Source organism: Pandoraea pnomenusa, assembly GCF_040391475.1.
Taxonomy (GTDB): domain Bacteria; phylum Pseudomonadota; class Gammaproteobacteria; order Burkholderiales; family Burkholderiaceae; genus Pandoraea; species Pandoraea pnomenusa_C.
In genome coordinates this window covers 31,430-50,656 of the sequence record NZ_JBEBXS010000021.1, presented here as the reverse complement: position 1 = coordinate 50,656, position 19,227 = coordinate 31,430, and the positions used below count along the sequence as shown (strand labels likewise).

At 65.4% G+C, this 19,227-nt stretch carries 21 protein-coding genes; 10 read left to right on the top strand and 11 right to left on the bottom strand.

Annotated features, from left to right (window positions below; genetic code table 11):
• Positions 1 to 66: 66 nt before the first annotated feature.
• The 10 genes from fliI (at position 67) to fliR (ending at position 7,882) form a co-directional block, all read left to right on the top strand.
• Positions 67 to 1,443: a flagellar protein export ATPase FliI gene (fliI, locus tag ABWO90_RS19560; RefSeq protein ID WP_353192921.1), complete on the top strand. Its 1,377-nt coding sequence runs from the start codon at positions 67 to 69 to the stop codon at positions 1,441 to 1,443.
• A gap of 12 nt (positions 1,444 to 1,455) precedes the next feature.
• Positions 1,456 to 1,908: a flagellar export protein FliJ gene (gene fliJ, locus ABWO90_RS19555; protein ID WP_353192888.1), complete on the top strand. Its 453-nt coding sequence runs from the start codon at positions 1,456 to 1,458 to the stop codon at positions 1,906 to 1,908.
• 19 nt (positions 1,909 to 1,927) lie between these two features.
• On the top strand, positions 1,928 to 3,361 hold the full coding sequence (locus tag ABWO90_RS19550; protein WP_353192887.1) for a flagellar hook-length control protein FliK: 1,434 nt from the start codon (positions 1,928 to 1,930) through the stop codon (positions 3,359 to 3,361).
• A 263-nt stretch (positions 3,362 to 3,624) separates the two neighbouring features.
• Positions 3,625 to 4,059, top strand: a complete 435-nt coding sequence (fliL, locus tag ABWO90_RS19545; RefSeq protein ID WP_353192886.1) for a flagellar basal body-associated protein FliL — start codon at positions 3,625 to 3,627, stop codon at positions 4,057 to 4,059.
• Between the two features lie 7 nt (positions 4,060 to 4,066).
• Positions 4,067 to 5,065, top strand: a complete 999-nt coding sequence (gene fliM / locus ABWO90_RS19540) for a flagellar motor switch protein FliM (RefSeq protein WP_353192885.1) — start codon at positions 4,067 to 4,069, stop codon at positions 5,063 to 5,065.
• Positions 5,065 to 5,505, top strand: coding sequence for a flagellar motor switch protein FliN (fliN, locus tag ABWO90_RS19535; RefSeq protein ID WP_353192884.1), 441 nt, complete (start codon positions 5,065 to 5,067; stop codon positions 5,503 to 5,505). The genes fliM and fliN overlap by 1 nt, the downstream gene beginning before the upstream one ends.
• Positions 5,502 to 5,993, top strand: a complete 492-nt coding sequence (fliO, locus tag ABWO90_RS19530; protein ID WP_353192883.1) for a flagellar biosynthetic protein FliO — start codon at positions 5,502 to 5,504, stop codon at positions 5,991 to 5,993. The genes fliN and fliO overlap by 4 nt, the downstream gene beginning before the upstream one ends.
• Entirely contained in the window at positions 5,993 to 6,784 is a 792-nt protein-coding gene (fliP, locus tag ABWO90_RS19525; RefSeq protein WP_353192882.1) for a flagellar type III secretion system pore protein FliP, read from the top strand. Before fliO ends, fliP begins: the two co-directional genes overlap by 1 nt.
• Positions 6,785 to 6,800: 16 nt before the next feature.
• The gene (gene fliQ / locus ABWO90_RS19520) at positions 6,801 to 7,070 is read left to right on the top strand and encodes a flagellar biosynthesis protein FliQ (protein WP_010807718.1); all 270 of its coding nucleotides are present in this window, start codon (positions 6,801 to 6,803) and stop codon (positions 7,068 to 7,070) included.
• Positions 7,071 to 7,090: 20 nt separating this feature from the next.
• Positions 7,091 to 7,882 (top strand): flagellar biosynthetic protein FliR, encoded by a 792-nt coding sequence (gene fliR / locus ABWO90_RS19515; protein WP_353192881.1) that lies wholly within the window; start codon positions 7,091 to 7,093, stop codon positions 7,880 to 7,882.
• Between the two features lie 131 nt (positions 7,883 to 8,013).
• Here fliR and flgL read toward each other — a convergent pair whose 3' ends face one another.
• The 11 genes from flgL to flgB form a co-directional block, all read right to left on the bottom strand.
• A complete protein-coding gene (gene flgL, locus ABWO90_RS19510; protein WP_353192880.1) occupies positions 8,014 to 9,249 on the bottom strand; it encodes a flagellar hook-associated protein FlgL in 1,236 nt (411 codons plus the stop codon).
• 15 nt (positions 9,250 to 9,264) lie between these two features.
• Positions 9,265 to 11,253: a flagellar hook-associated protein FlgK gene (gene flgK, locus ABWO90_RS19505; RefSeq protein WP_353192879.1), complete on the bottom strand. Its 1,989-nt coding sequence runs from the start codon at positions 11,251 to 11,253 to the stop codon at positions 9,265 to 9,267.
• Between the two features lie 217 nt (positions 11,254 to 11,470).
• Positions 11,471 to 12,358 carry a flagellar assembly peptidoglycan hydrolase FlgJ gene (gene flgJ / locus ABWO90_RS19500; protein ID WP_353192878.1) on the bottom strand — a complete coding sequence of 296 codons (888 nt, stop codon included), beginning with the start codon at positions 12,356 to 12,358 and terminating at the stop codon, positions 11,471 to 11,473.
• A gap of 1 nt (position 12,359) precedes the next feature.
• The gene (locus ABWO90_RS19495) at positions 12,360 to 13,541 is read right to left on the bottom strand and encodes a flagellar basal body P-ring protein FlgI (protein WP_353192877.1); all 1,182 of its coding nucleotides are present in this window, start codon (positions 13,539 to 13,541) and stop codon (positions 12,360 to 12,362) included.
• Positions 13,541 to 14,254 carry a flagellar basal body L-ring protein FlgH gene (locus tag ABWO90_RS19490; RefSeq protein ID WP_353192876.1) on the bottom strand — a complete coding sequence of 238 codons (714 nt, stop codon included), beginning with the start codon at positions 14,252 to 14,254 and terminating at the stop codon, positions 13,541 to 13,543. The genes ABWO90_RS19495 and ABWO90_RS19490 overlap by 1 nt, the downstream gene beginning before the upstream one ends.
• Positions 14,255 to 14,265: 11 nt before the next feature.
• The gene (flgG, locus tag ABWO90_RS19485; protein ID WP_353192875.1) at positions 14,266 to 15,048 is read right to left on the bottom strand and encodes a flagellar basal-body rod protein FlgG; all 783 of its coding nucleotides are present in this window, start codon (positions 15,046 to 15,048) and stop codon (positions 14,266 to 14,268) included.
• A gap of 35 nt (positions 15,049 to 15,083) precedes the next feature.
• Positions 15,084 to 15,827 carry a flagellar basal body rod protein FlgF gene (locus tag ABWO90_RS19480; protein ID WP_353192874.1) on the bottom strand — a complete coding sequence of 248 codons (744 nt, stop codon included), beginning with the start codon at positions 15,825 to 15,827 and terminating at the stop codon, positions 15,084 to 15,086.
• Between the two features lie 42 nt (positions 15,828 to 15,869).
• Complete coding sequence (gene flgE / locus ABWO90_RS19475; protein WP_353192873.1) at positions 15,870 to 17,126, bottom strand: flagellar hook protein FlgE; 1,257 nt, start codon at positions 17,124 to 17,126, stop codon at positions 15,870 to 15,872.
• 80 nt (positions 17,127 to 17,206) lie between these two features.
• Positions 17,207 to 17,938, bottom strand: coding sequence for a flagellar hook assembly protein FlgD (gene flgD, locus ABWO90_RS19470; protein ID WP_353192872.1), 732 nt, complete (start codon positions 17,936 to 17,938; stop codon positions 17,207 to 17,209).
• Positions 17,939 to 17,961: 23 nt separating this feature from the next.
• Positions 17,962 to 18,366 carry a flagellar basal body rod protein FlgC gene (gene flgC, locus ABWO90_RS19465; RefSeq protein WP_353192871.1) on the bottom strand — a complete coding sequence of 135 codons (405 nt, stop codon included), beginning with the start codon at positions 18,364 to 18,366 and terminating at the stop codon, positions 17,962 to 17,964.
• A 5-nt stretch (positions 18,367 to 18,371) separates the two neighbouring features.
• Complete coding sequence (gene flgB, locus ABWO90_RS19460) at positions 18,372 to 18,812, bottom strand: flagellar basal body rod protein FlgB (protein WP_353192920.1); 441 nt, start codon at positions 18,810 to 18,812, stop codon at positions 18,372 to 18,374.
• Between the last annotated feature and the right edge of the window lie 415 nt (positions 18,813 to 19,227).

The following is a 19,227-nucleotide window of genomic DNA, read 5'->3' as shown; positions in this document are numbered from 1 at the left end:
GTTCACGCCGCTGTTCACGCCGCCGTTCACGCATTAGGTGCCCGCGAAATCGCGCGAGACGCGCATCTGCGCCGCTGGCAAAACACGCTGCGCGAGCGCATCGCGCACGTGCACGCCGTAGAGCCCACACGCCGCTGCGGCCGCCTCACACGCGCCGCCGGTCTCGTGCTCGAAGCCGTCGGCCTGCGTCTGCCGGTCGGCGCCGGTTGCCTGATCGAACTGCCGGTACACGACGCCTCGCGCGAGCCCGCCACGGCGGAAGCGGAAGTCGTCGGTTTCGGCGGCGATCGCCTTTTCCTGATGCCACAGACGGAAGTCTCCGGCCTGCTGCCCGGTGCACGCGTGTTCCCGATGGAACCGGCTGCCGACGGCCCACTGCCCAGCCAACGCCACAACGGCAAGCGACTGCCCGTGGGCGAAGCGCTGCTCGGACGCGTGGTGGATGCCGCCGGCCGCCCGCTCGACGACTTCGGTCCGCTGGGCCTGACGGACAGCGCCTCGCTCGCCTCGGTGCCGATCAACCCGCTGGGCCGTGCCCCCATCGAGTCGGTGCTCGACGTCGGCGTGCGCGCCATCAACGCCTTGCTCACCGTAGGACGCGGCCAGCGCATGGGGCTTTTCGCCGGTTCGGGCGTGGGCAAGAGCGTGCTGCTCGGCATGATGGCCCGCTTCACGCAGGCCGAAGTCATCGTCGTGGGCCTGATCGGTGAACGCGGCCGCGAAGTGAAGGACTTCATCGAGAACATTCTCGGGCCGGACGGTCTGGCGCGCTCCGTTGTGGTCGCCGCCCCGGCCGACGTCTCGCCGCTGCTGCGCCTGCAAGGCGCGGCCTATGCCACCACGCTGGCCGAATACTTCCGCGATCAGGGCAAGGACGTGCTGCTGATCATGGATTCGCTCACACGCTATGCGATGGCCCAGCGCGAGATCGCGCTCGCCATCGGCGAGCCCCCCGCCACGAAAGGCTATCCGCCCTCCGTGTTCGCCAAGCTGCCCGCGCTGGTCGAGCGCGCCGGTAACGGCCCGGACGGCGGCGGCTCGATCACGGCGTTCTACACCGTGCTCACCGAAGGCGACGACCAGCAAGACCCGATCGCCGATTCGGCCCGCGCCATTCTCGACGGCCATATCGTGCTCTCGCGCCAACTCGCAGAATCGGGCCATTACCCGGCCATCGACATCGAACAATCGATCAGCCGGGCCATGGCCGCGCTCATCGACGACGGTCAGTTCGACACGGTCCGCCGCTTCAAGCAGATGCTCTCGCGCTACCAGCGCAATCGCGACCTCATCAACGTGGGCGCGTACGCGCCGGGCAGCGACCCGATGCTCGATCAGGCGATCGAGCTCTATCCCCGTCTCGAAAGCTTCCTGCAACAGGGAATGCGCGAGCGGGCCAGTTATCCGGACGCCGTGCATCAGTTGCGCGGGCTGTTCCACTAACCGGAGGCGGCCATGAATTCCACCCTGCCCCTCAAATTGCTCATCGAGCTCGCCCAGAAGGACGTGGACGAGGCGGCGCGCCTGCTTGGCGAGCGCCAGACGCAACGCGCCGAAGTCGAGCGCCAGCTCGAGGCGCTGCGCCAGTACCGTCACGAGTACCGCACGCGCATGCAGACCGCAACGATCCAGGGCATGGCAGGGCACGACTGGCGCAACTTCCAGCAATTCATCGATACGCTCGACACGGCCATCGCGCAGCAAGCCATGCTGCTCGAACAAGCCGAAGAGCGCCTCGCGGCCGCGCGCCGCGAATGGCAGGCGCAACAGCGCCGCCTGAACTCCTTCGGCACACTCGCCACGCGCGAGGAAGCCCGCACGGCCCTGAAGGTGGCACGTCGCGAACAGAAGGAAAACGACGAGTACGCCGCGCGCAGCCTGCGCCGCCGTGCCGAATCCCCGATTTGAAGGACCCGAGGAGCCCGACATGTCGATTCTGAGCTTCCTGACCGACGCCGCAGGCGCCGCCCAACAAGCCCTGAAGGCCAACCGCGCCGGCGCATCGAGCACCGACGACAGCGGTGTGCTGCCCTTCTCCACCGTGCTTTCGCAACAGACTCGCCAGAGCGTTCAGCCGTCGGCGAGCAGCACGGCCACGAGTGCGGCCAATAATGGCCAGGCGAACGCCTCGTCCGGCAAGAGCACCAAGTCGACGGACAACGCCGCCAACGGCAGCACCGGTCAAACCACGCAAGCAGGACAGGCGGGGCAAAGCGGTCAAACGAACGCTTCGAAGACGGCCGACAACGGCAAGGACAAGGACGAAAGCGCCGACGACGAGACGCAGACAGTCGCCGCACCCGGCGATCCGGCCGCCGCGCTCGCCGTCGCGCTCGCCGCGATGAACAACGCCCCGCTCGCGTCGCAAACGCCGGCACCCGCACCGACCACCACCGCCGACGCGACGGCGACGGACGGCAAGCCGGGCACGGGCGCTGCCATCGCAGCGGCTGTGAATGGCGCACTGCAAGCCACCGGTGCTGCGCAGCTGACCGGCCAACCGGCCGCCGGTACCGACGCCGCCGACGCCGCCGACGCGAAGACCACGACCGCCGCACACGCCGCGACCACCGCCACGCCGTCGCTGACCCCGTCGGCCACGCAGGCCAAGACCGGCGGCATTTCGCTCGACACGCTGGCCAAGAACGCCACGACGACCCAAACGGCCGCCATGCCGCAACCGGCGCCGACCGATGCCAAGGCCGCAACGGCGAACGTCGGCACCGATGCCCAGCGCATGGCCGACGCCATGGCACAGGCCCAGGGCAACCGCGATGCTGCAGCGCAAGCGGCCACGGCCGCCACGCAGGCGGCGGCACAGGCCGCCCAGGCGGCTACGCCGGCCGTCGACGCCCAACCCCAGCTCCAGGCCCAGGCCAATCTGCCCGCCGCCCTCGCGCTGAACGCCCGCGTGGGCACGCAGGACTGGAACAACCAGCTCTCGCAGCAGGTCGTGTGGCTCTCGTCTGCCCACGCACAGACCGCGCAACTGAGCCTGAATCCGCCGGATCTCGGCCCGCTGCATGTGGTACTGAACGTCGCGAACGATTCGGCACAAGCCATGTTCGTCTCGCAACACGCCGCCGTGCGCGACGCGGTTCAGGCCGCGCTGCCGCAACTGCGCGAAAGCCTGGCCAACAACGGCATTGCGTTGGGCAATACGACCGTGAGCAGCGACAACGCCCAGCAGCAGGCCTTCGCGCAACAAGGGGCGAACGGCAATGGCGGCAACGGTAGCGGGAACGGCAATGGCAACGGGCGCGGCATGGCCGGCTTCGGCCAGGGCGACGACACGACGCTTGCCACCACCGTGAGCGTGCCGGTGCGCGTGAGCAACGGTCTCGTCGACACGTTCGCCTGACGGCACACCACCAATCGAAAAACAAAAGGGATAGCGGCGTCGCACGCGGAAATGCACCGCGCGACCCGACGCCGTACCGCCCCGATCACCCTAAAGCCAGTGGGCTTTTCTGCCGTTAAGACAAAGACGCGAGTTAGACGCGATTGTCCCTTCTTTTCGGCCGATCACCCCTTGGCGGGTTGGTCGACAATCACTACCCAATAGCAGGCGAATACATGGCAAATCCCGCACCGACTCAAGCCGCGGCTCCTTCTGGCGGGGGCATGCGCAAATGGATTCTGTTGATCGTCGCGGTGGCGCTCATGGCGGCCGCGGGCGCGGCAACGGCCGTGTATTTGCTGACCGGACGCAACGAAGCGGCAAAAGCACCGCCGCCTCCGCCGCCGCCGGTATTCGTCAGCCTGGACCCGTTCACGGTGAACCTGACTGGCGAAGACGGCGAGCGCTACCTGCATATCGGCCTCTCGCTCAAGGTGGCGGATGTCGAAACGCAAGGCCGCATCACGCAGCACATGCCCGAAGTGCGTAGCCGCGTGTTGCTGCTGTTGTCGTCCAAGCAGCCGCAGGATCTGGCCACCATCGACGGCAAACGCCGTCTGGCCACCGAGATTCGCACGCTGGTCGCGCAACCGTTTGCGGCCAACATGCCGCAGCAGGCCGTGGGCGAAGTGCTGTTCACCGCGTTTGTAATTCAGTGAGTGATTCATGGCGCATGAGGAGTTCCTGTCGCAGGAAGAAGTCGATGCCCTTCTGAAGGGTGTCACCGGCGAACAGGATGACCGGTCCGATTCGGAAGACCATTCCGGCATCAGGCCATACAACATCGCGACGCAAGAGCGTATCGTGCGCGGGCGCATGCCCACGCTCGAGATCATCAACGACCGCTTCTCGCGCCTGTTCCGCATTGCGCTGTTCAACTTCATGCGCCGCAGCGCCGAGATCTCGGTGAGCCCGGTGCGCGTGCAGAAGTACAGCGAATTCATTCGCAACCTGCCGGTACCGACCAACCTCAACCTGGTCCACATCAAGCCGCTGCGCGGCACGGCGCTGTTCGTGTTCGATCCGAACCTCGTGTTCCTCGTGGTGGACAACCTGTTCGGCGGCGACGGCCGGTTCCATACTCGCGTCGAAGGACGCGACTTCACGCAGACCGAGCAGCGCATCATCGCGCGCCTGCTCGACCTCGTGTTCGAGAACTACGGGGCGTCGTGGAAGCCGGTGCATCCGGTCGAATTCGAATACGTGCGCGCCGAAATGCACACGCAGTTCGCCAACGTGGCCACGCCCAACGAGGTCGTGGTAACCACCACGTTCGACATCGAGTTCGGCTCGGTCGGCGGCGAATTCCACATCTGCATGCCGTATTCGATGATCGAGCCCCTGCGCGACCAGCTCTCGAGCCCGCTGCAGGGCGAGACGCTGGAAGTCGACAAGCGCTGGGTGCGGCTGCTCTCGCAGCAGGTGCAGGCCGCCGACGTCGAAATCGTGACCAATCTCGCGCAGATGGACATGACGCTCTCGCAGTTGCTCAACATGCGCGTGGGCGACGTGATTCCGCTCGACGTGCCTGAAGTACTCGAAGCCAAGGTCGATGGTGTGCCCGTGATGCACTGCAATTACGGGGTCTTCAACGGCCAATACGCGCTGCGCGTGAACCAGATGATCAACCATTCGCACAGCGATTACTCGAAGGACAACGACTGATGAGCGATACCCCTCAAACGCCCGGTGAAGACGCCCAGGCCATGGCGGACGAGTGGGCCAGTGCCATGGCAGAGCAGACGGCTGCCGAACCGGTCGCCGAAGCCGCCCCGCAACCGGCCCCGGCCCCCGTGTTCCAGCCGCTGGCGGCCACGGCCGGCAATCCGCCCGGTGCCACGCACAACGACATCGACCTGATCCTCGACATCCCGGTCCAGATGACCGTGGAGCTTGGCCGCACGAAGATCGCCATCAAGAACCTGCTGCAACTTGCGCAGGGTTCCGTGGTGGAACTCGACGGCATGGCCGGCGAACCGATGGACGTGCTGGTCAACGGTTGCCTCATCGCCCAGGGCGAAGTGGTGGTCGTGAACGACAAGTTCGGCATTCGCCTGACTGATATCATCACGCCATCCGAACGCATCCGTAAGCTCAACCGATGATTGCTTCAAAAGTCCGCGGCAAGCCCGTGCGGCGTGTCGCGGCAGCCACCGCAACGCTTCTCACCGCCTTCCTCTCCAGCGCCCACGCGCAGGGCACCGCCTCGCAGGCGGCGGCCGTGCCGAGTCTCGGCGGTGCTGGCATCGTCCAGACCGGCCTCGGCCTTGTGCTCGTGCTCGCCCTGCTGTTCGGGCTGGCGTGGCTGGCCAAGCGATTCGGGCTGCAACGCCCGCTCGGCGGCGGCAACGTGCGCATCGTGGGTAGCGCCGCCGTCGGACAGCGCGAGCGCGTGGTGGTCGTGGAAATCGCAGGCGATTGGGTGGTACTGGGCGTCGCGCCCGGGCGGGTTAGCAGCCTGCACGTCATCGACGCCGATCGCGTCGCCGACATGCCCGAAGCACCCACCGTGGCGCATCCGGGTGCGCAAGCCAACCGCGCCGCGCAAGCTTTTGCGCAAAAGCTGCGCGAATCGATGAAAAAGGATTCCTGATGTCACGCGGCTTGCTCCCGGCCGGGAAGACACCGGGTGTCGCGCTCGGCCTCGCGCTGACGCTGGGCGTCGGGCTGGCCGCCCTCGCGCTGCCGGGCAGCGCCCTCGCCCAGGCAACGATCCCCGCACTGACGACCACGCCCGCACCGGGCGGCGGACAGACCTATTCGCTGTCCGTGCAGACGATGCTGCTGCTCACGTCGCTGGGCTTCCTGCCCGCGATGTTGCTGATGATGACCGCCTTCACGCGCATCATCATCGTGCTCTCGCTGCTGCGTCATGCCATCGGCGTGACCACCTCGCCGCCGAACCAGATCCTGATCGGGCTGGCCCTGTTCCTCACGTTCTTCGTGATGTCGCCGGTCTTCGACAAGGCCTACACCGACGCCTATCAGCCGTTCGCCGCCAACAAGATCAGCTTCGAGCAGGCCATCGACACCGGGGCCAAGCCGTTCCACGCGTTCATGCTCAAGCAAACGCGCGAGGCCGACCTCGCCCTGTTCGCCAGGCTGGCCAAGACACCGCCGATGAACGGCCCCGAAGACGTGCCGATGCGCATCCTCGTGCCCGCCTTCGCCACGAGCGAGCTGAAGACGGCGTTCCAGATCGGCTTCACGATCTTCATTCCGTTCCTGATCATCGATCTGGTGGTCGCGAGCGTGCTGATGTCGATGGGCATGATGATGGTCTCGCCCTCGACGGTGTCGCTGCCGTTCAAGCTCATGCTGTTCGTGGTGGTCGACGGCTGGCAACTGCTGCTGGGCTCACTGGCCCAGAGCTTCACCATGTAGCGGGGAGGCACAGGAAATGACTCCGGAAACCGTCATGGCACTGGCCCATCAGGCCATGCAGGTCACCCTGCTGCTGGCCGCCCCCCTGCTGCTCGTCGCGCTCGTCTCCGGTCTGCTGGTCAGCCTGTTCCAGGCTGCCACGCAGATCAACGAAATGACGCTGTCGTTCATTCCCAAGCTGCTTGCCGTGTTCGTCACGCTCGTGATTGCAGGCCCGTGGATGCTCAATCTGATGGTCGACTACATGCGTCAGTTGCTCACCGGCATTCCCGGCCTGGTCGGCTAAGCCGCACCGGCGCTCCGGCCTTGATCAGCTTCACTTACGAACAACTCTCGGGCGTCATCGCGGCGTTCCTGTTTCCGTTCGTCCGCCTGCTTGCCCTGTCGATGAGCGCGCCGCTGTTCGGCGATGCGTCTGTGCCCGGTACCGTCAAGATCGGGCTGGCTGGCATCGTCGCGCTGGCGCTGGCGCCGGTGCTCGGCCCCATGCCGGCCGTGTCGCCGTTCTCGTGGGAAGGTATCTGGATTCTCGTGCAGCAGGTGATGATCGGCGCGGCGCTCGGCTGGTGCATGCAGATCGTGTTCTCGGCCATCAGCATGGCGGGCGACTTCGTCGGCCTGCAGATGGGCCTCTCGTTCGCCACGCTGCTCACGCCGAACAGCGACGGCAGTACGGCCGTGCTCGGCATGCTGCTCAACGTGGTGGCCATGCTCGTGTTCCTCGCCACCAACGGTCATCTGGTGATGTTCGCCACGCTGGTGCAGAGCTTCACCTTGCTGCCGGTGTCCAGCGCACCGCTTGCCGTCACCGGCTGGCACTATCTCGCCATGCTCGGCGGTCAGTTGTTCATGCTCGCGCTCATGCTGTCGCTGCCGCTCGTGGCCGCACTGCTCATCTGCAATCTGGCGCTCGGCATTCTGAACCGCGCCGCGCCGCAGCTCAACATCTTCGCCGTAGGCTTCCCGCTCACGCTGGGCGTCGGTCTGGTCGTGATCGAACTGATGATGCCGCGCATCGCGCCCGTGATGGATCACTTCATCTCCATCGGCATCGACATGATGATCCGCGCGACCGCCGCCTTCGCACCGAAGGCCTGAACGGCGCGCCGCCGTTCCCCGGGTGAATCCTTCCCGAACCCGTCTCGAACGTTAGCAACGCCCAAATGACAACGGGCCACGCGGCAGTGCCGGTGGCCCGTGTGCGACCGAGACAGGCTCGATCGTGCGGATCAGAGCAGGCTGAACAGCGACAGCTTCTGCGTCTGCAGGAAGCTTTGCTGCGAGGCCTGCAACGCAGCCTGCAACTGCGCAAACTTCGTGGCCGCCGAGTTCCAGTCCACGTCCAGCAGATCGGACAGTTGCGACTGGTAGTTCAGCGAGTTGGTGTCGCCAATGCTGTTGAGCGTGGTCAGTTCGTTCATGCGCGAGCCGGTCGTGGTGCGAACCGTCGTCACGTTGTCGTAGGTGTTGCTGAACATCTGGCTGAACGTCGTCAGCGCGTTGTTCAGCGTGGCCTGACCGGTGCCGTTCGTGCTGTTGATCGGCGTCTTGAGCGTGTTGATCAGCGCCTGCAGATTGTCGAACACGTTCGTGTTGCCCTTGCTCGCCGGCTGCACGGTGAAGTTGTCGCCGTTGGCCGGGTCGCCGGTGAACGTGACTGTCTTGCCGCCGAAGCTGATCGGCTGACCGGCGGTGTAGGCGCCCGTGACGTCGGCCACCGTGGTGTCCGTCATGTCCTTGACCGTGTAATTGGTCGAGGGCGGCGTGGTCGTGCTGTCGATCGCGAAGCTGATCTGATACTGATGGTTCGCGCCGGCGTTGGCCACGTCGGTCGTCGACACCGTCGAGTAGACGGCCGTACCCGTGTTGGCGGCGTTACCGCTGATCAGCGTACCGGCGGTACCGGCCTGGATACCTTCGAAAATGCTCGAACCGATGTCATTCGTGGCGATCTGGCGGTTCGGGCTCACCTGCACGTAACGCACGCCGGTGTCGCCCCCATACGAGGCGCCCGTGGGCGAAGCAACGTACGCGGCGGAATTGCCCATGAAGCCGGAGAACAGATACTGGCCGTTGGCGTCGGTCGTGTTCGCGAGCGAGAGCAACTGCTGGAAGCTCGACTGCAGATCGGTCGCGATCGTCGAGCGATCGTTGTCGTTGAGCGAGGCGTTGCCGGCGGCGACGACTTGCGACATCACGTGCTGCAGCGTATTGATGATGCTGCCGAAGGTCGAGTCCTCGAGTTGCAGTTGCGTCGTCGCCGAAGCACGGTTCGATGCGTACTGCGTGTTCATGTCGTTGTCCTGCGAGACCGACACGGCCTGCGCAGACGCGATCGGATCGTCGCTCGGCGTGGTCACGCGCTTGCCCGACGAGAGCTGCAGCTGGGTGTTGAGCAGATCAGAGGTGTTCTGGCTCATCGAGCGCATCCCCTGGTCGTAGATCATGTTGGTGCTGATACGCATCTTCTACCCCTGCGCTTAGTTGACCATCTGGAGGATGGTGTCGAACAACGACGACGCCGTTTGAATCACCTTCGAATTGGCCTGATAGAGCTGCTGATACTTGATCAGGTTGGCCGCTTCTTCGTCGAGGTTCACGCCGGAATTGGACGACTGTGCTTCCTGCGCCTGTTGCAGCAGCGTTTGCTGTGCGGCGGCCGTCGACTTGTACGTGTTCGTGGTCGAGCCGACATACGACACGAGGTTCGCGTAGGCCGAGGCGTAGCTCTGCGAGCCACCCACCTTGGTCTTGTCGTTCTGCAGCGCCGACAGGGCCAGGCCGTTGCGGTTGTCGGTCACGGCGCCCGAGGTGTTCGGGGCGATGGTGAACGTGTCGCCGTCGGACGGCGTGCCCGACAGATTGACCGTCATGCCGTTCATCGTGATCTTGGCGCCGTTCGTGGCGTCGTACGGCACGGTGTCGCCCGCAGCGTAGGTGGTCGTGGTGCCGTTGACCGTGACGGTCATCGGCGCCGGCGCCACCAGCGTGAGCGCGCCGGTCGCGGCGTCCTTGCTGAACGTGAAATTGACCGGCGAGGTCAGCACGTTCGACAGGTACGACGCATCCACGCTGCCCTGATCGACCTTCAGCGAACCGCCGTTGGTGGTGGGCGTCGACGCGATGATCGGTGCGGCCAGTGCGATCTTGCCCGGATCGGTGATCGCCACGCCAATGTTCTGGGCGGCGTTGCGCGTGGGCTGGATCGTGAAGCTGTCGCCCGCGACCATGCTGCCGGGTGTGACCGAGAAGCCGTCGGCAAACGCCGCACCGCTGCTGTCCACGAAGCTCAGCGCTCCGCCCGGCGTGGCCGGTGCACCGGCGGTCCACTTCGCGCCGTCGGTCAGGCGCGTCATGGTGTAGTTCGTGCCGTCGTAGCTCACGGTGTAGTCGCTCGTGGTCACCTTCGAGGCGTCGGTGATCGAGGCGTTGAGCGTGGCGGCGTTCGAGTTGCCGGTGTTCGCGATGATCGTCGGGTTCGGCACCGAGAAGAAGTTGCCGCCGAGCTGACCGTACAGATCCAGGCCCAGCTGGTTCTGCGCGTTGAACGTACCGGCCAGCGACAGGGCGATCTGGCCGAGCGAGTTCTGGGCTTGCGTAAGCGCGCCGCTGCGGAACGACAGCAGACCGGCCAGCGAACCGCCCGAAATCGACGACTCCGGAATCGCGACCTTGGTGCCGTTGGCCATCACATAGGCCACCGTCACCTGCGACGGATCGCTCGTCGACGGGATGGTCGTGAGCTGGTAGGCGGAGTTGCCCGTCACCAGCGACTGACCGTTGCCGATGAACACGTTGTAGGAGCCGTTCGTGTCCTTGACGACGTTCGTCTGGACGATGGCGTTCAGGTTGGCGATCGCCTGGTCGCGCTGGTCGAGCAGGTCGTTCGGCGTGACGTTGCCGCCGTTGGCCTGTGCCTGCACGATCGCGTCGTTGAGCGTGGCGATCTGCTTGGCGTAGGTGTTGATCTGTTCGGTCGACTGCGTGATGTTGCCGTTCACGGCGGTGCGCAGCGACGAGAGCGTGCCCGAGAGCGACTGGAACATGCTCGTGAGCGTCTGGGCCGACGAGATCACCGTGGCGCGCGTGGCCGAGTTGTTCGGCGCGGTCACGATGGTCTGCAGGTTCGTGAAGAACGTCGACATCGACGCCGACAGGCCGGTCGTCGAGCTGCCCAGCGCGTTGTTGATCTGCGAGATCTGCTGGTAGTAGGTGTTGAGCTGGCTGTACTGGGTCTGCGCCTGGTTCACCTGGTTCGCGAGGAACTGGTCGTACACGCGCGACACGTCGCTGACCAGCACGCCCTGGCCCAGATAGCCCACGCCGGCGAACTGGCTGTCGGCCTGGGTGTAGCTGACGATCTGGCGGTTGTAACCGGCCGTCGGCGAGTTGGCGATGTTGTTGCCGGTGGTATTGAGGGCGAACTGGGAGGCGTTCAGCCCGCTCATGCCAATATTGATTAGGCTCATGATCTCGCGGCTTGAGTTAGAGGCGCGCCCCGCGGTGAAATGCCCGCTCGCGCACCGTTACCGATGTGTTTACGGCAGTCCGGCAGCAAAATTTAGGGGTATCGGCCCACGGGGTGCGTTCCGTGCGGCGCCCGACCTTGTCCCGTTTTCCGTGACTGTCCGAACCGAACCTGCACCCGGCTTCATGTCCGGGTTTCCCTGCGTGCCGGCTTCGCGCTCAGGCGAAGTGCTTCATGATCTTCATGAGCTTGCTGGCGTACTGCGGATCGGTCGCGTAGCCCGCACGCTGGAGGTTCGTGGCGAACCCGGCGGCGTCGTTGGCGCTGGCCACGACCGAGGCGTAGCGCGGGTTTTTCGAAATCAGGTTCGCGTAGTCGGCGAACGCTTCGTCATACGAGTTGTACGCCCGGAACTTGGCCATCACCTTGCGCGGCTGGCCGTTCACGTACTCCGTGGTCGCGACTTCCACCGTCGGACCGTTCCAGTTCTTGCCCGCCTTGATGCCGAACACGTTGTGGCTCGTGCTGCCGTCCGCGCGGCGGATCTCCCGCTTGCCCCAGCCCGATTCGAGCGCCGCCTGACTCAGCATGAAGCGCGCCGGAATGCCGCTGCTGGCGCTGGCGTTCTGCGCGGCCGTGGCCATGCGCTCGACGAACTCCCCCGCAGCGGCCGGTGCGCCGTCGGCCACGCCAATGGCATCGGCAGCGTTGTAGGCGCGGCCCTGCAGCGACTGCGCACGGCCCATGGCGGCGGGCGGCAGCGTCGTGCCGGTTCTGGCGAGCTGCTTGAGCATGAGGTCCGCCAGACCGATGCCCTTGTTCGAGGCCAGCTGCTGGGCGAGCTGGTCGTCGAGCATGCCGTTGAACATCTTTTCCTGATCGCTGCCGAGCAGGCCGCCGGACATCGTGGCGTCGCGCATGCTCTTCATCATCATCTGCGTGAAGACCGCCTCGAACTGCTTCGCCGCCTGCTGCGTGGCCTGCGGCGTTTGCTGGTGAGCGGCGGCGCGCAGCGCCGAGAGGCCCTGCATGTCGTAGGTCGCGCGGTGCGTCAGGTCGGGCAGCTGGCTGCCCGCAGCACCGGTAAGTCGGTTGCCGTCGGCCATATCAGATGATCTCCAGGTCGGCGCGCAGGGCGCCCGAGGCCTTCATGGCCTGCAGAATCGACATCAGGTCTGCCGGACTCGCACCGAGCGAGTTCAGCGCCTTGACGACGTCGGCGAGGTTGGCGCCCGCTTTGACGATCTTGAGCGCGTTGTTCTCCTGTTGGACGGAGATCTGGGAATTCGGGGCCACCACCGTCTGACCGCCCGAGAACGGCGCCGGCTGGCTCACATTGTTCTGCGTGTCGATGACGACCGACAGGTTGCCGTGCGCCACCGCGCACTGCTGGATCGTCACGTTCTGGTTCATCACGACCGAACCGGTACGCGCGTTGATGATCACGCGGGCGGCCGTGTTGTCGGGCTTCACTTCGAGGCTCTCGAGCTGCGCAAGGAATTGCACGCGCGAGGACGGATCGGTCGGCGTGCGCAGCAGGATCACACGACCGTCGAGTGCCTGCGCGGTGCTATAGCCGAAGCGGCGGTTCACGGCGTCGACCACGCGCTGCGCAGTCGAGAAGTCGGTCACGTTCAGTTCCATCTGCACGGTACCCGGCTGGCCGCCCATCGCGGTCGGCACGGCGCGCTCGACGATGGCGCCGCTCGGGATACGGCCCGACGCGAGCTGGTTGACGGTCACGCTCGACCCGTTGGCCGACGCACCGGCGCCGCCCACCAGCAGGTTGCCCTGCGCGAGTGCGTAGACCTGTCCGTCCGGCCCCTTGAGCGGGGTCATGAGAAGCGTACCGCCGCGCAGGCTCTTGGCGTTACCCATCGAGGAGACCACCACGTCGATGGCCTGACCGGGACGCGTGAACGCGGGCAGCGTGGCGGTGACCATCACGGCGGCCACGTTCTTCAACTGCATGTTGGTGCCCGGCGCCACGGTAATGCCCAGTTGCGAGAGCATGTTGGTCATGCTCTGCACGGTAAACGGCGTCTGCGTGGTCTGGTCACCCGAGTTGTCGAGGCCGGCCACGAGGCCGTAACCGATCAGCTGGTTGTCGCGCACGCCCTGGATCGACGCCAGTTCCTTGAGTCGCTCGGCATGAGCGACGCCCGGCGTGAGCAGCGCGGCGGCACCCGTCGCGCCAGCCACGGCAACAGCAGTGGCAAGGCGGCCGATGTTCAGGCGGAGGTGACGGAGGCTAGGCGCGCGGCGCGACAGGTACGGCATGATCGACATCAGAAGGGCGAGACGTTAAGGAAGAAGCGCTGCAGCCAGCCCATGGTTTCGGCTTCGTTGATGTAGCCCTTGCCACGGTATTCGATGCGCGCATCGGCCACCTGCGTCGAAGGCACGGTATTCGCGCCCGAAATGGTCTGCGGGGCGACGATCCCCGAGAACTTGATGTATTCGGTGCCCTGGTTGATGGCGATCTGCTTTTCGCCCGCCACCGCCAGGTTGCCGTTGGACAACACGTCCATCACGGTCACGGTGATCTGACCGGAGAACACGTTGTTGGCGTTGGCCGCCCCCTTGGCGTCGAACTTGTTCGCGCCACTCGCGTCCAGCGCCTGATTGTTGAGCACGCCGCCGATCACGCCCGGCGTCTGGTTCAACGTCAGGTTGCCGCTGCCGGCACGCGTCGTGTTGGCCGCCGAGTTCTTGCTCGCTGCCGTGTTTTCGTTGATGACGATCGTGAGAATGTCGCCAACGTTACGCGGACGGCGGTCTTCGAACAGCGGACGGTTCGAGTACAGCGGCCGGTAGATCGAGCCTTCCGGATCGGCCGCCACCGGCGGGGGCGGCGGACGCGTGGTCGTCGGGCCGGTCACGACCGGCTCCTGCGGAATGTAGGCGCAGCCCGCCAGACCGCTCAGCGCGGCGGCGGCGGCAAGCGCAAGGAATCGCGCGAGGCCTGCGCTGCGTGGCTTGACGGTCGGAATGGCGGACATGACTACGCTCCTTACATCTGCGTCAGACGTTGCAGCATCTGGTCGGACGCCGTGACCGCCTTCGAGTTGATTTCGTACGCGCGCTGCGCCGAAATCATGTTCACGAGCTCTTCCACCACGTTCACGTTCGACGTTTCGACGTAGTTCTGGTTGAGCACGCCCGCGCCGTTGGTGCCCGGCTGCGCCACGTTCGGTGCGCCCGAAGCGGCCGTCTCGGCGTACAGGTTCTCGCCCATGCTCTGCAGGCCGGCGTTGTTGATGAACGTGGCGAGCTGGAACGTACCGATCTGCACGTTGGCGGTGTTGCCCGGCTGCGTGACCGACACCGTACCGTCGCGCGCGATGGTCAGCGACAGTGCGTTGGCCGGGATCGTGATCGCCGGCTGGATCGGGTAGCCCGAGGCCGTCACGAGCTGGCCGTTGTTATCGACCTGGAACGAGCCGTCGCGCGTGTAGGCGGTCGTGCCGTCCGGCATGAGCACCTGGAAGAAGCCGTCGCCGTTGATGGCCACGTCCTTGGCGTTGCTCGTCGAGGTCAGGTTGCCCTGCGTGAAGATGCGCTCGGTCGCGGCCGGGCGCACACCGGTGCCCAGTTGCAGGCCCGAAGGCAGCAGCGTTTGCTGCGACGACTGCGCGCCGGGCTGGCGGATCGTCTGGTACAGCAGGTCCTCGAACACCGCGCGGCCCTTCTTGAAGCCGTTCGTGCTGGTGTTTGCGAGGTTGTTGGAAATCACGTCCATGTTCGTCTGCTGGGCATTCATGCCGGTGGCAGCGATGTAGAGCGAACGGATCATTGGGTCATTCTCCCCGAAGTCGGTGACAGTGCCGGTCAGCTGAAGTTAAGCAACTGGTTGGCGGATTGTTCGTTGGTATCGGCCGTCTGCAGCATCTTCATCTGCATCTCGAAGGCCCGCGACTGCGAAATCATGTTCACCAGGCCGCTGACCGGATTGACGTTGCTGGCCTCGATCGAGCCCGCCACGACCACCACGTTCGGATCGACCGGCGCGGGGGCATTGTTCGCGGTACGGAACAGGCCGTCGTCACCGCGCACCAGATTGCCCTCCGGCGGATTGACCAGCTTCAACTGGCCCATCACGGCGATGGAGTTGGGCGGATCGCCCTGGCCCAATGCCGAGATCGTGCCGTCGGTGCCGACGGTCACGGCAGCGCCCGGTGGTACGGCAGCCGGACCGGCGTCGGTCATGAGCGGCTGGCCGTGCAGCGTGAGCTGGCCGTCAGCCGTCATTTCGATGTTGCCGCCACGGGTATAGGCTTCGCGGCCTTGCGCATCGCGCACGGCGAGCCAGCCCTGACCCTGGATGGCCACGTCGAGCGGGCGTCCCGTCTGCTGCATCGCGCCCGGCGTGAAATCGGTGCCGGGCGTGGACGTGGCGACGAACGTTCGCGTGCCCGTCGAGCCGTCTTCGGCGCGCACCGGCGCCTGACGGAACGCCGCGAGCTGGGCGCGAAAGCCCGGCGTCGAGACGTTCGCCAGATTGTTGGCGGTGGTCGATTGCTGCTCCATCGCCTGCTTTGCGCCCGTCATGGCGATATAGATCAGACGATCCATCGACGGTCTCCGTGCAAGTTACGCATGCGCGCCGCTCCCGCCTTACAGGTTGACCATCGTCTGCATCAACTGGTCTTCCGTCTTGATCGTCTGCGCGTTCGCCTGATAGTTGCGTTGCGCGGTGATCATGTGGACCAGTTCAGCCGTCAGGTCGACGTTCGAGGCTTCCACGGCGCCGGCCTGCAGCTTGCCGAGGTTGGTGCCGCCCGGCACGCCGACGATGGGAATGCCCGATGCGGCCGACTCGGCCCACAGGTTGTTGCCCAGCGGGATCAGGCCCTGCACGTTGTTGAAGTTCGCCAGCGCGACCTGACCGAGCACCATCGACTGCGTGTTCGAGTACGTGCCGACGATCGTGCCGTCCGCGTTGAACGTGAAGCCGGTCAGGCGACCCGAGCTGTAGCCGTTCTGCGTGAGCGTGTTCGGCGTGTAGGTGTTGCCGTATTGCGTGGTACCCGACAGGTCGAGCGTCATGCTGCCGTTCGACGCGCCGTTGGCGTAGTTGATCGTCGGCAGGGTGATCGGGCCGGTCACGGGCGCGCCCGCGGAGTCGGTCTGGCTGACGAGACTACCGGCCGAGTTGAACGTCATGGTGCCGATCGCGCCCGTGCCGACCTGGGTCGTGCCGTCGACCGAGGCGTAGACCGTCCACGTGGCGTTGTTGGTGGTGGTGTCGACGCTCGACTTCACGAAGTACAGGTTCACGTCGTGGGAGTTGCCCAGCGAGTCGTAGACCTTGAGCGACGTGGCGTTCGTGTACGAGTTCGGATCGGTGATCGAGAACGTCGCGGTGTTCACGGCGCTGCGCGAGTCGAGGTTGAACTGACCCGTGATCTTGGTGGTGGCCGTCGGCGCCAGGTCGCCCGTCGGGATCTGCAGATCGACCGGCGAGACGCTGTTGATGATGCCGTTCGGGCCAGCCAGGTAGCCGGTCAGGTGATCGCCGTTGGCGTCGACGATGTAGCCGTTCTTGTCGAGCGAGAACTGGCCGTTACGCGAGTAGGCGATGGTGCCGTTGTTCGACACGCGGAAGAAGCCGTTGCCCGAAATGGCCAGATCGAGCTGGCGGTTCGTGACGGTGATGTCGCCCTGCGTGAACTGCTGCGCCACGGCCGACACGCGCGTACCGATACCGACAACGTTGTTGCCCGCGCCGAACAGCGAGTTGGCGTAGATGTCGGCGAATTGCGCCTGACCCTGCTTGAAACCGACGGTCGCCGCGTTGGCAACGTTGTTGCCGATCACGTCGAGGTCCTTGGAGGCAGCGTTCAGGCCGCTCAATCCGGTCGAAAAGGCCATGTGATACTCCTGAGATTCGGTTGACGACGGGGTACGTCGTAGTTAATTCGTTACGTTCTGAAGCAGCTTGAGCGGCTGAATTACAGGATTTCGCGCACGTCGCTCAGGGCAATGTTCGAGCCCGTGCCCACGTTGAGCAGCGGCGAGCCGGTCGTGCTGGCCACCACGCTTTGCACCTGTGCGTACGAGAGCAGCGTCGGCGTCATGGCCTTGCCGTTGGCCGAAGCGGTCACCGACAGGGTGTACTTGCCGTCGGCCACGTCGGTGCCCGAGTCGTCCTTGGCATCCCACGTGAGCGCCTGCACGCCGGCGTCGAGCGCACCCGCGTTGACGGTGCGCACCACCTTGCCGGTGGCGTCCTTGATCTGGATCGTGACCGTATCGGCATCGCTGGGCAGTTCGAAGCCGAACGGCGTGGCGGTCTTGGTGACGGTGCCGTCTTCGGCCGTGGTGCTGCCCACGCCGATGTTGCTGCCCGGGATCAGCACGCCCTTGCCCACGAGCGCGGCGGCTTGCAGGCTTTGCGTCGAGTTCAGTTGCGAGGTCACCGACGAGAGCGTGGTGTTCAGCTGGGTGATGCCCGAGACCGTGCTGATCTGCGCGAGCTGCGAGGTCACCTGCGAGTTGTCCATCGGGTTGAGCGGGTCCTGGTTGTTCATCTGGGCGACGAGCAACTTCAGGAAGCTGTTCTGCAGGTCGTCTGCGCTGCCGGCCGAGGACTTCGAGCTCGAGCTGTTGCTGGCAGTGCCGTTGACCGAATCGAGGAACGTCTGCGAGAAGTTCGCGGCGTTCGACGTATTGATACTTGCCATGGTTCTGGTCTCCGCGCGGCTTCTTACTGGCCGACCGTGAGGGTTTTGAGCATCAGCGTCTTGGCGGTGTTGAGCGCCTCGACGTTGGCCTGATAGGAACGGGAGGCGGAGATCATGTTGACCATCTCCTCCACCGGATTCACGTTGGGCATGGTGACGTAGCCCTGCGCATTGGCAGCCGGATTCTTCGGGTCGTACACCGTCTTGAGCGGCGACGGGTCTTCGACCACGCGCGCCACCTTCACGCCGCCCACGTCGGCACCCGCGACCGGGTTGACCTCAAACACGACCTGCTTCGCGCGGTACGGCTGGCCGTCCGGGCCGGTCACCGACTCCGCGTTGGCCATGTTGCTGGCCGTGACGTTCATACGCTGGGACTGGGCCGTCATGGCCGAGCCGGCAACGTCGAAGATGCTCATGAGTGGCATGGCGCTTACCCTTGTTGCGTAATGGCTGCCAGCATCGTCTTGATCTGGCTGGACAGGACCGTGAGGCCCGTTTGGTAATGCACGGCGTTATCGGCGAAGTTCACGCGCTCGGCATCGAGCTCGACCGTGTTGCCGTCGACGCTCTGCTGATACGGCACGCGGTAGAGCAGCTCGGGGCCGCCCATTGCCGGGGCGCTCGTGACGGCGCGTCCCGAGATGTGGCGCGACGACGTACGCGAGAGCGACACGCTCGATTCGGTGGCCAGTTGCTGTTGCGCACCACGCTCGACGGCTTGCGACAGGGCGTTGTTGAAGTCGACGTCGCGCGACTTGTAGCCCGGCGTGTCCGCGTTGGCGATGTTCGACGAGATCACCTCCTGGCGGTAGGCGCGCATGGCCAGCGCCTGCTGGGAAAATCGCAATGCCGCGTCCAGTTTGTCCATGATCTCGTCTCGCCTGATGCTTGCCTTGATACCGGGTACTGCACAAGAAACCTGTCCGTCCTGCGCCGGGTTCGCGCCGGGCCGCGCCGAGCGCTGCTGGGCTCAGGCGGGCGTCGCGCGAGGCGCAGACGGGATGTCCTGCCGGGTCCGGGAAAAGTACGGACCTTTTGGCATGCTTCGCATCGTATGCGTACCCCCGGGGATTCAATCGGAGGAATAGGAAGGAGATTGGCCGCCATTTCGGGCCATGCCGGGCAGGGCGACATCTCTAGAATGGCTTCCTGACGGCATCGGGCGGCATTCGCCCCCCAGGCACAGGAACGCTGCCCGGTGCCGTCGGCTTCGCGGTTCGGCATGGCCCGATCCGCAAGACGCCGATGCAGGCGCGACAGGCCGCTCAAGGTCCGCGCGGCAGGTC

Bases quoted from the DNA above. Each gene is read 5' to 3' on its own strand.
- fliJ (WP_353192888.1), top strand. From the start codon at position 1,456: ATGAATTCCACCCTGCCCCTCAAATTGCTCATCGAGCTCGCCCAGAAG.
- ABWO90_RS19550 (WP_353192887.1), top strand. From the start codon at position 1,928: ATGTCGATTCTGAGCTTCCTGACCGACGCCGCAGGCGCCGCCCAACAA.
- fliL (WP_353192886.1), top strand. From the start codon at position 3,625: ATGCGCAAATGGATTCTGTTGATCGTCGCGGTGGCGCTCATGGCGGCC.
- fliM (WP_353192885.1), top strand. From the start codon at position 4,067: ATGGCGCATGAGGAGTTCCTGTCGCAGGAAGAAGTCGATGCCCTTCTG.
- fliN (WP_353192884.1), top strand. From the start codon at position 5,065: ATGAGCGATACCCCTCAAACGCCCGGTGAAGACGCCCAGGCCATGGCG.
- fliO (WP_353192883.1), top strand. From the start codon at position 5,502: ATGATTGCTTCAAAAGTCCGCGGCAAGCCCGTGCGGCGTGTCGCGGCA.
- fliP (WP_353192882.1), top strand. From the start codon at position 5,993: ATGTCACGCGGCTTGCTCCCGGCCGGGAAGACACCGGGTGTCGCGCTC.
- fliQ (WP_010807718.1), top strand. From the start codon at position 6,801: ATGACTCCGGAAACCGTCATGGCACTGGCCCATCAGGCCATGCAGGTC.
- flgL (WP_353192880.1), bottom strand. From the start codon at position 9,249: ATGCGTATCAGCACCAACATGATCTACGACCAGGGGATGCGCTCGATG.
- flgK (WP_353192879.1), bottom strand. From the start codon at position 11,253: ATGAGCCTAATCAATATTGGCATGAGCGGGCTGAACGCCTCCCAGTTC.
- flgJ (WP_353192878.1), bottom strand. From the start codon at position 12,358: ATGGCCGACGGCAACCGACTTACCGGTGCTGCGGGCAGCCAGCTGCCC.
- ABWO90_RS19495 (WP_353192877.1), bottom strand. From the start codon at position 13,541: ATGTCGATCATGCCGTACCTGTCGCGCCGCGCGCCTAGCCTCCGTCAC.
- ABWO90_RS19490 (WP_353192876.1), bottom strand. From the start codon at position 14,254: ATGTCCGCCATTCCGACCGTCAAGCCACGCAGCGCAGGCCTCGCGCGA.
- flgG (WP_353192875.1), bottom strand. From the start codon at position 15,048: ATGATCCGTTCGCTCTACATCGCTGCCACCGGCATGAATGCCCAGCAG.
- ABWO90_RS19480 (WP_353192874.1), bottom strand. From the start codon at position 15,827: ATGGATCGTCTGATCTATATCGCCATGACGGGCGCAAAGCAGGCGATG.
- flgE (WP_353192873.1), bottom strand. From the start codon at position 17,126: ATGGCCTTTTCGACCGGATTGAGCGGCCTGAACGCTGCCTCCAAGGAC.
- flgD (WP_353192872.1), bottom strand. From the start codon at position 17,938: ATGGCAAGTATCAATACGTCGAACGCCGCGAACTTCTCGCAGACGTTC.
- flgC (WP_353192871.1), bottom strand. From the start codon at position 18,366: ATGCCACTCATGAGCATCTTCGACGTTGCCGGCTCGGCCATGACGGCC.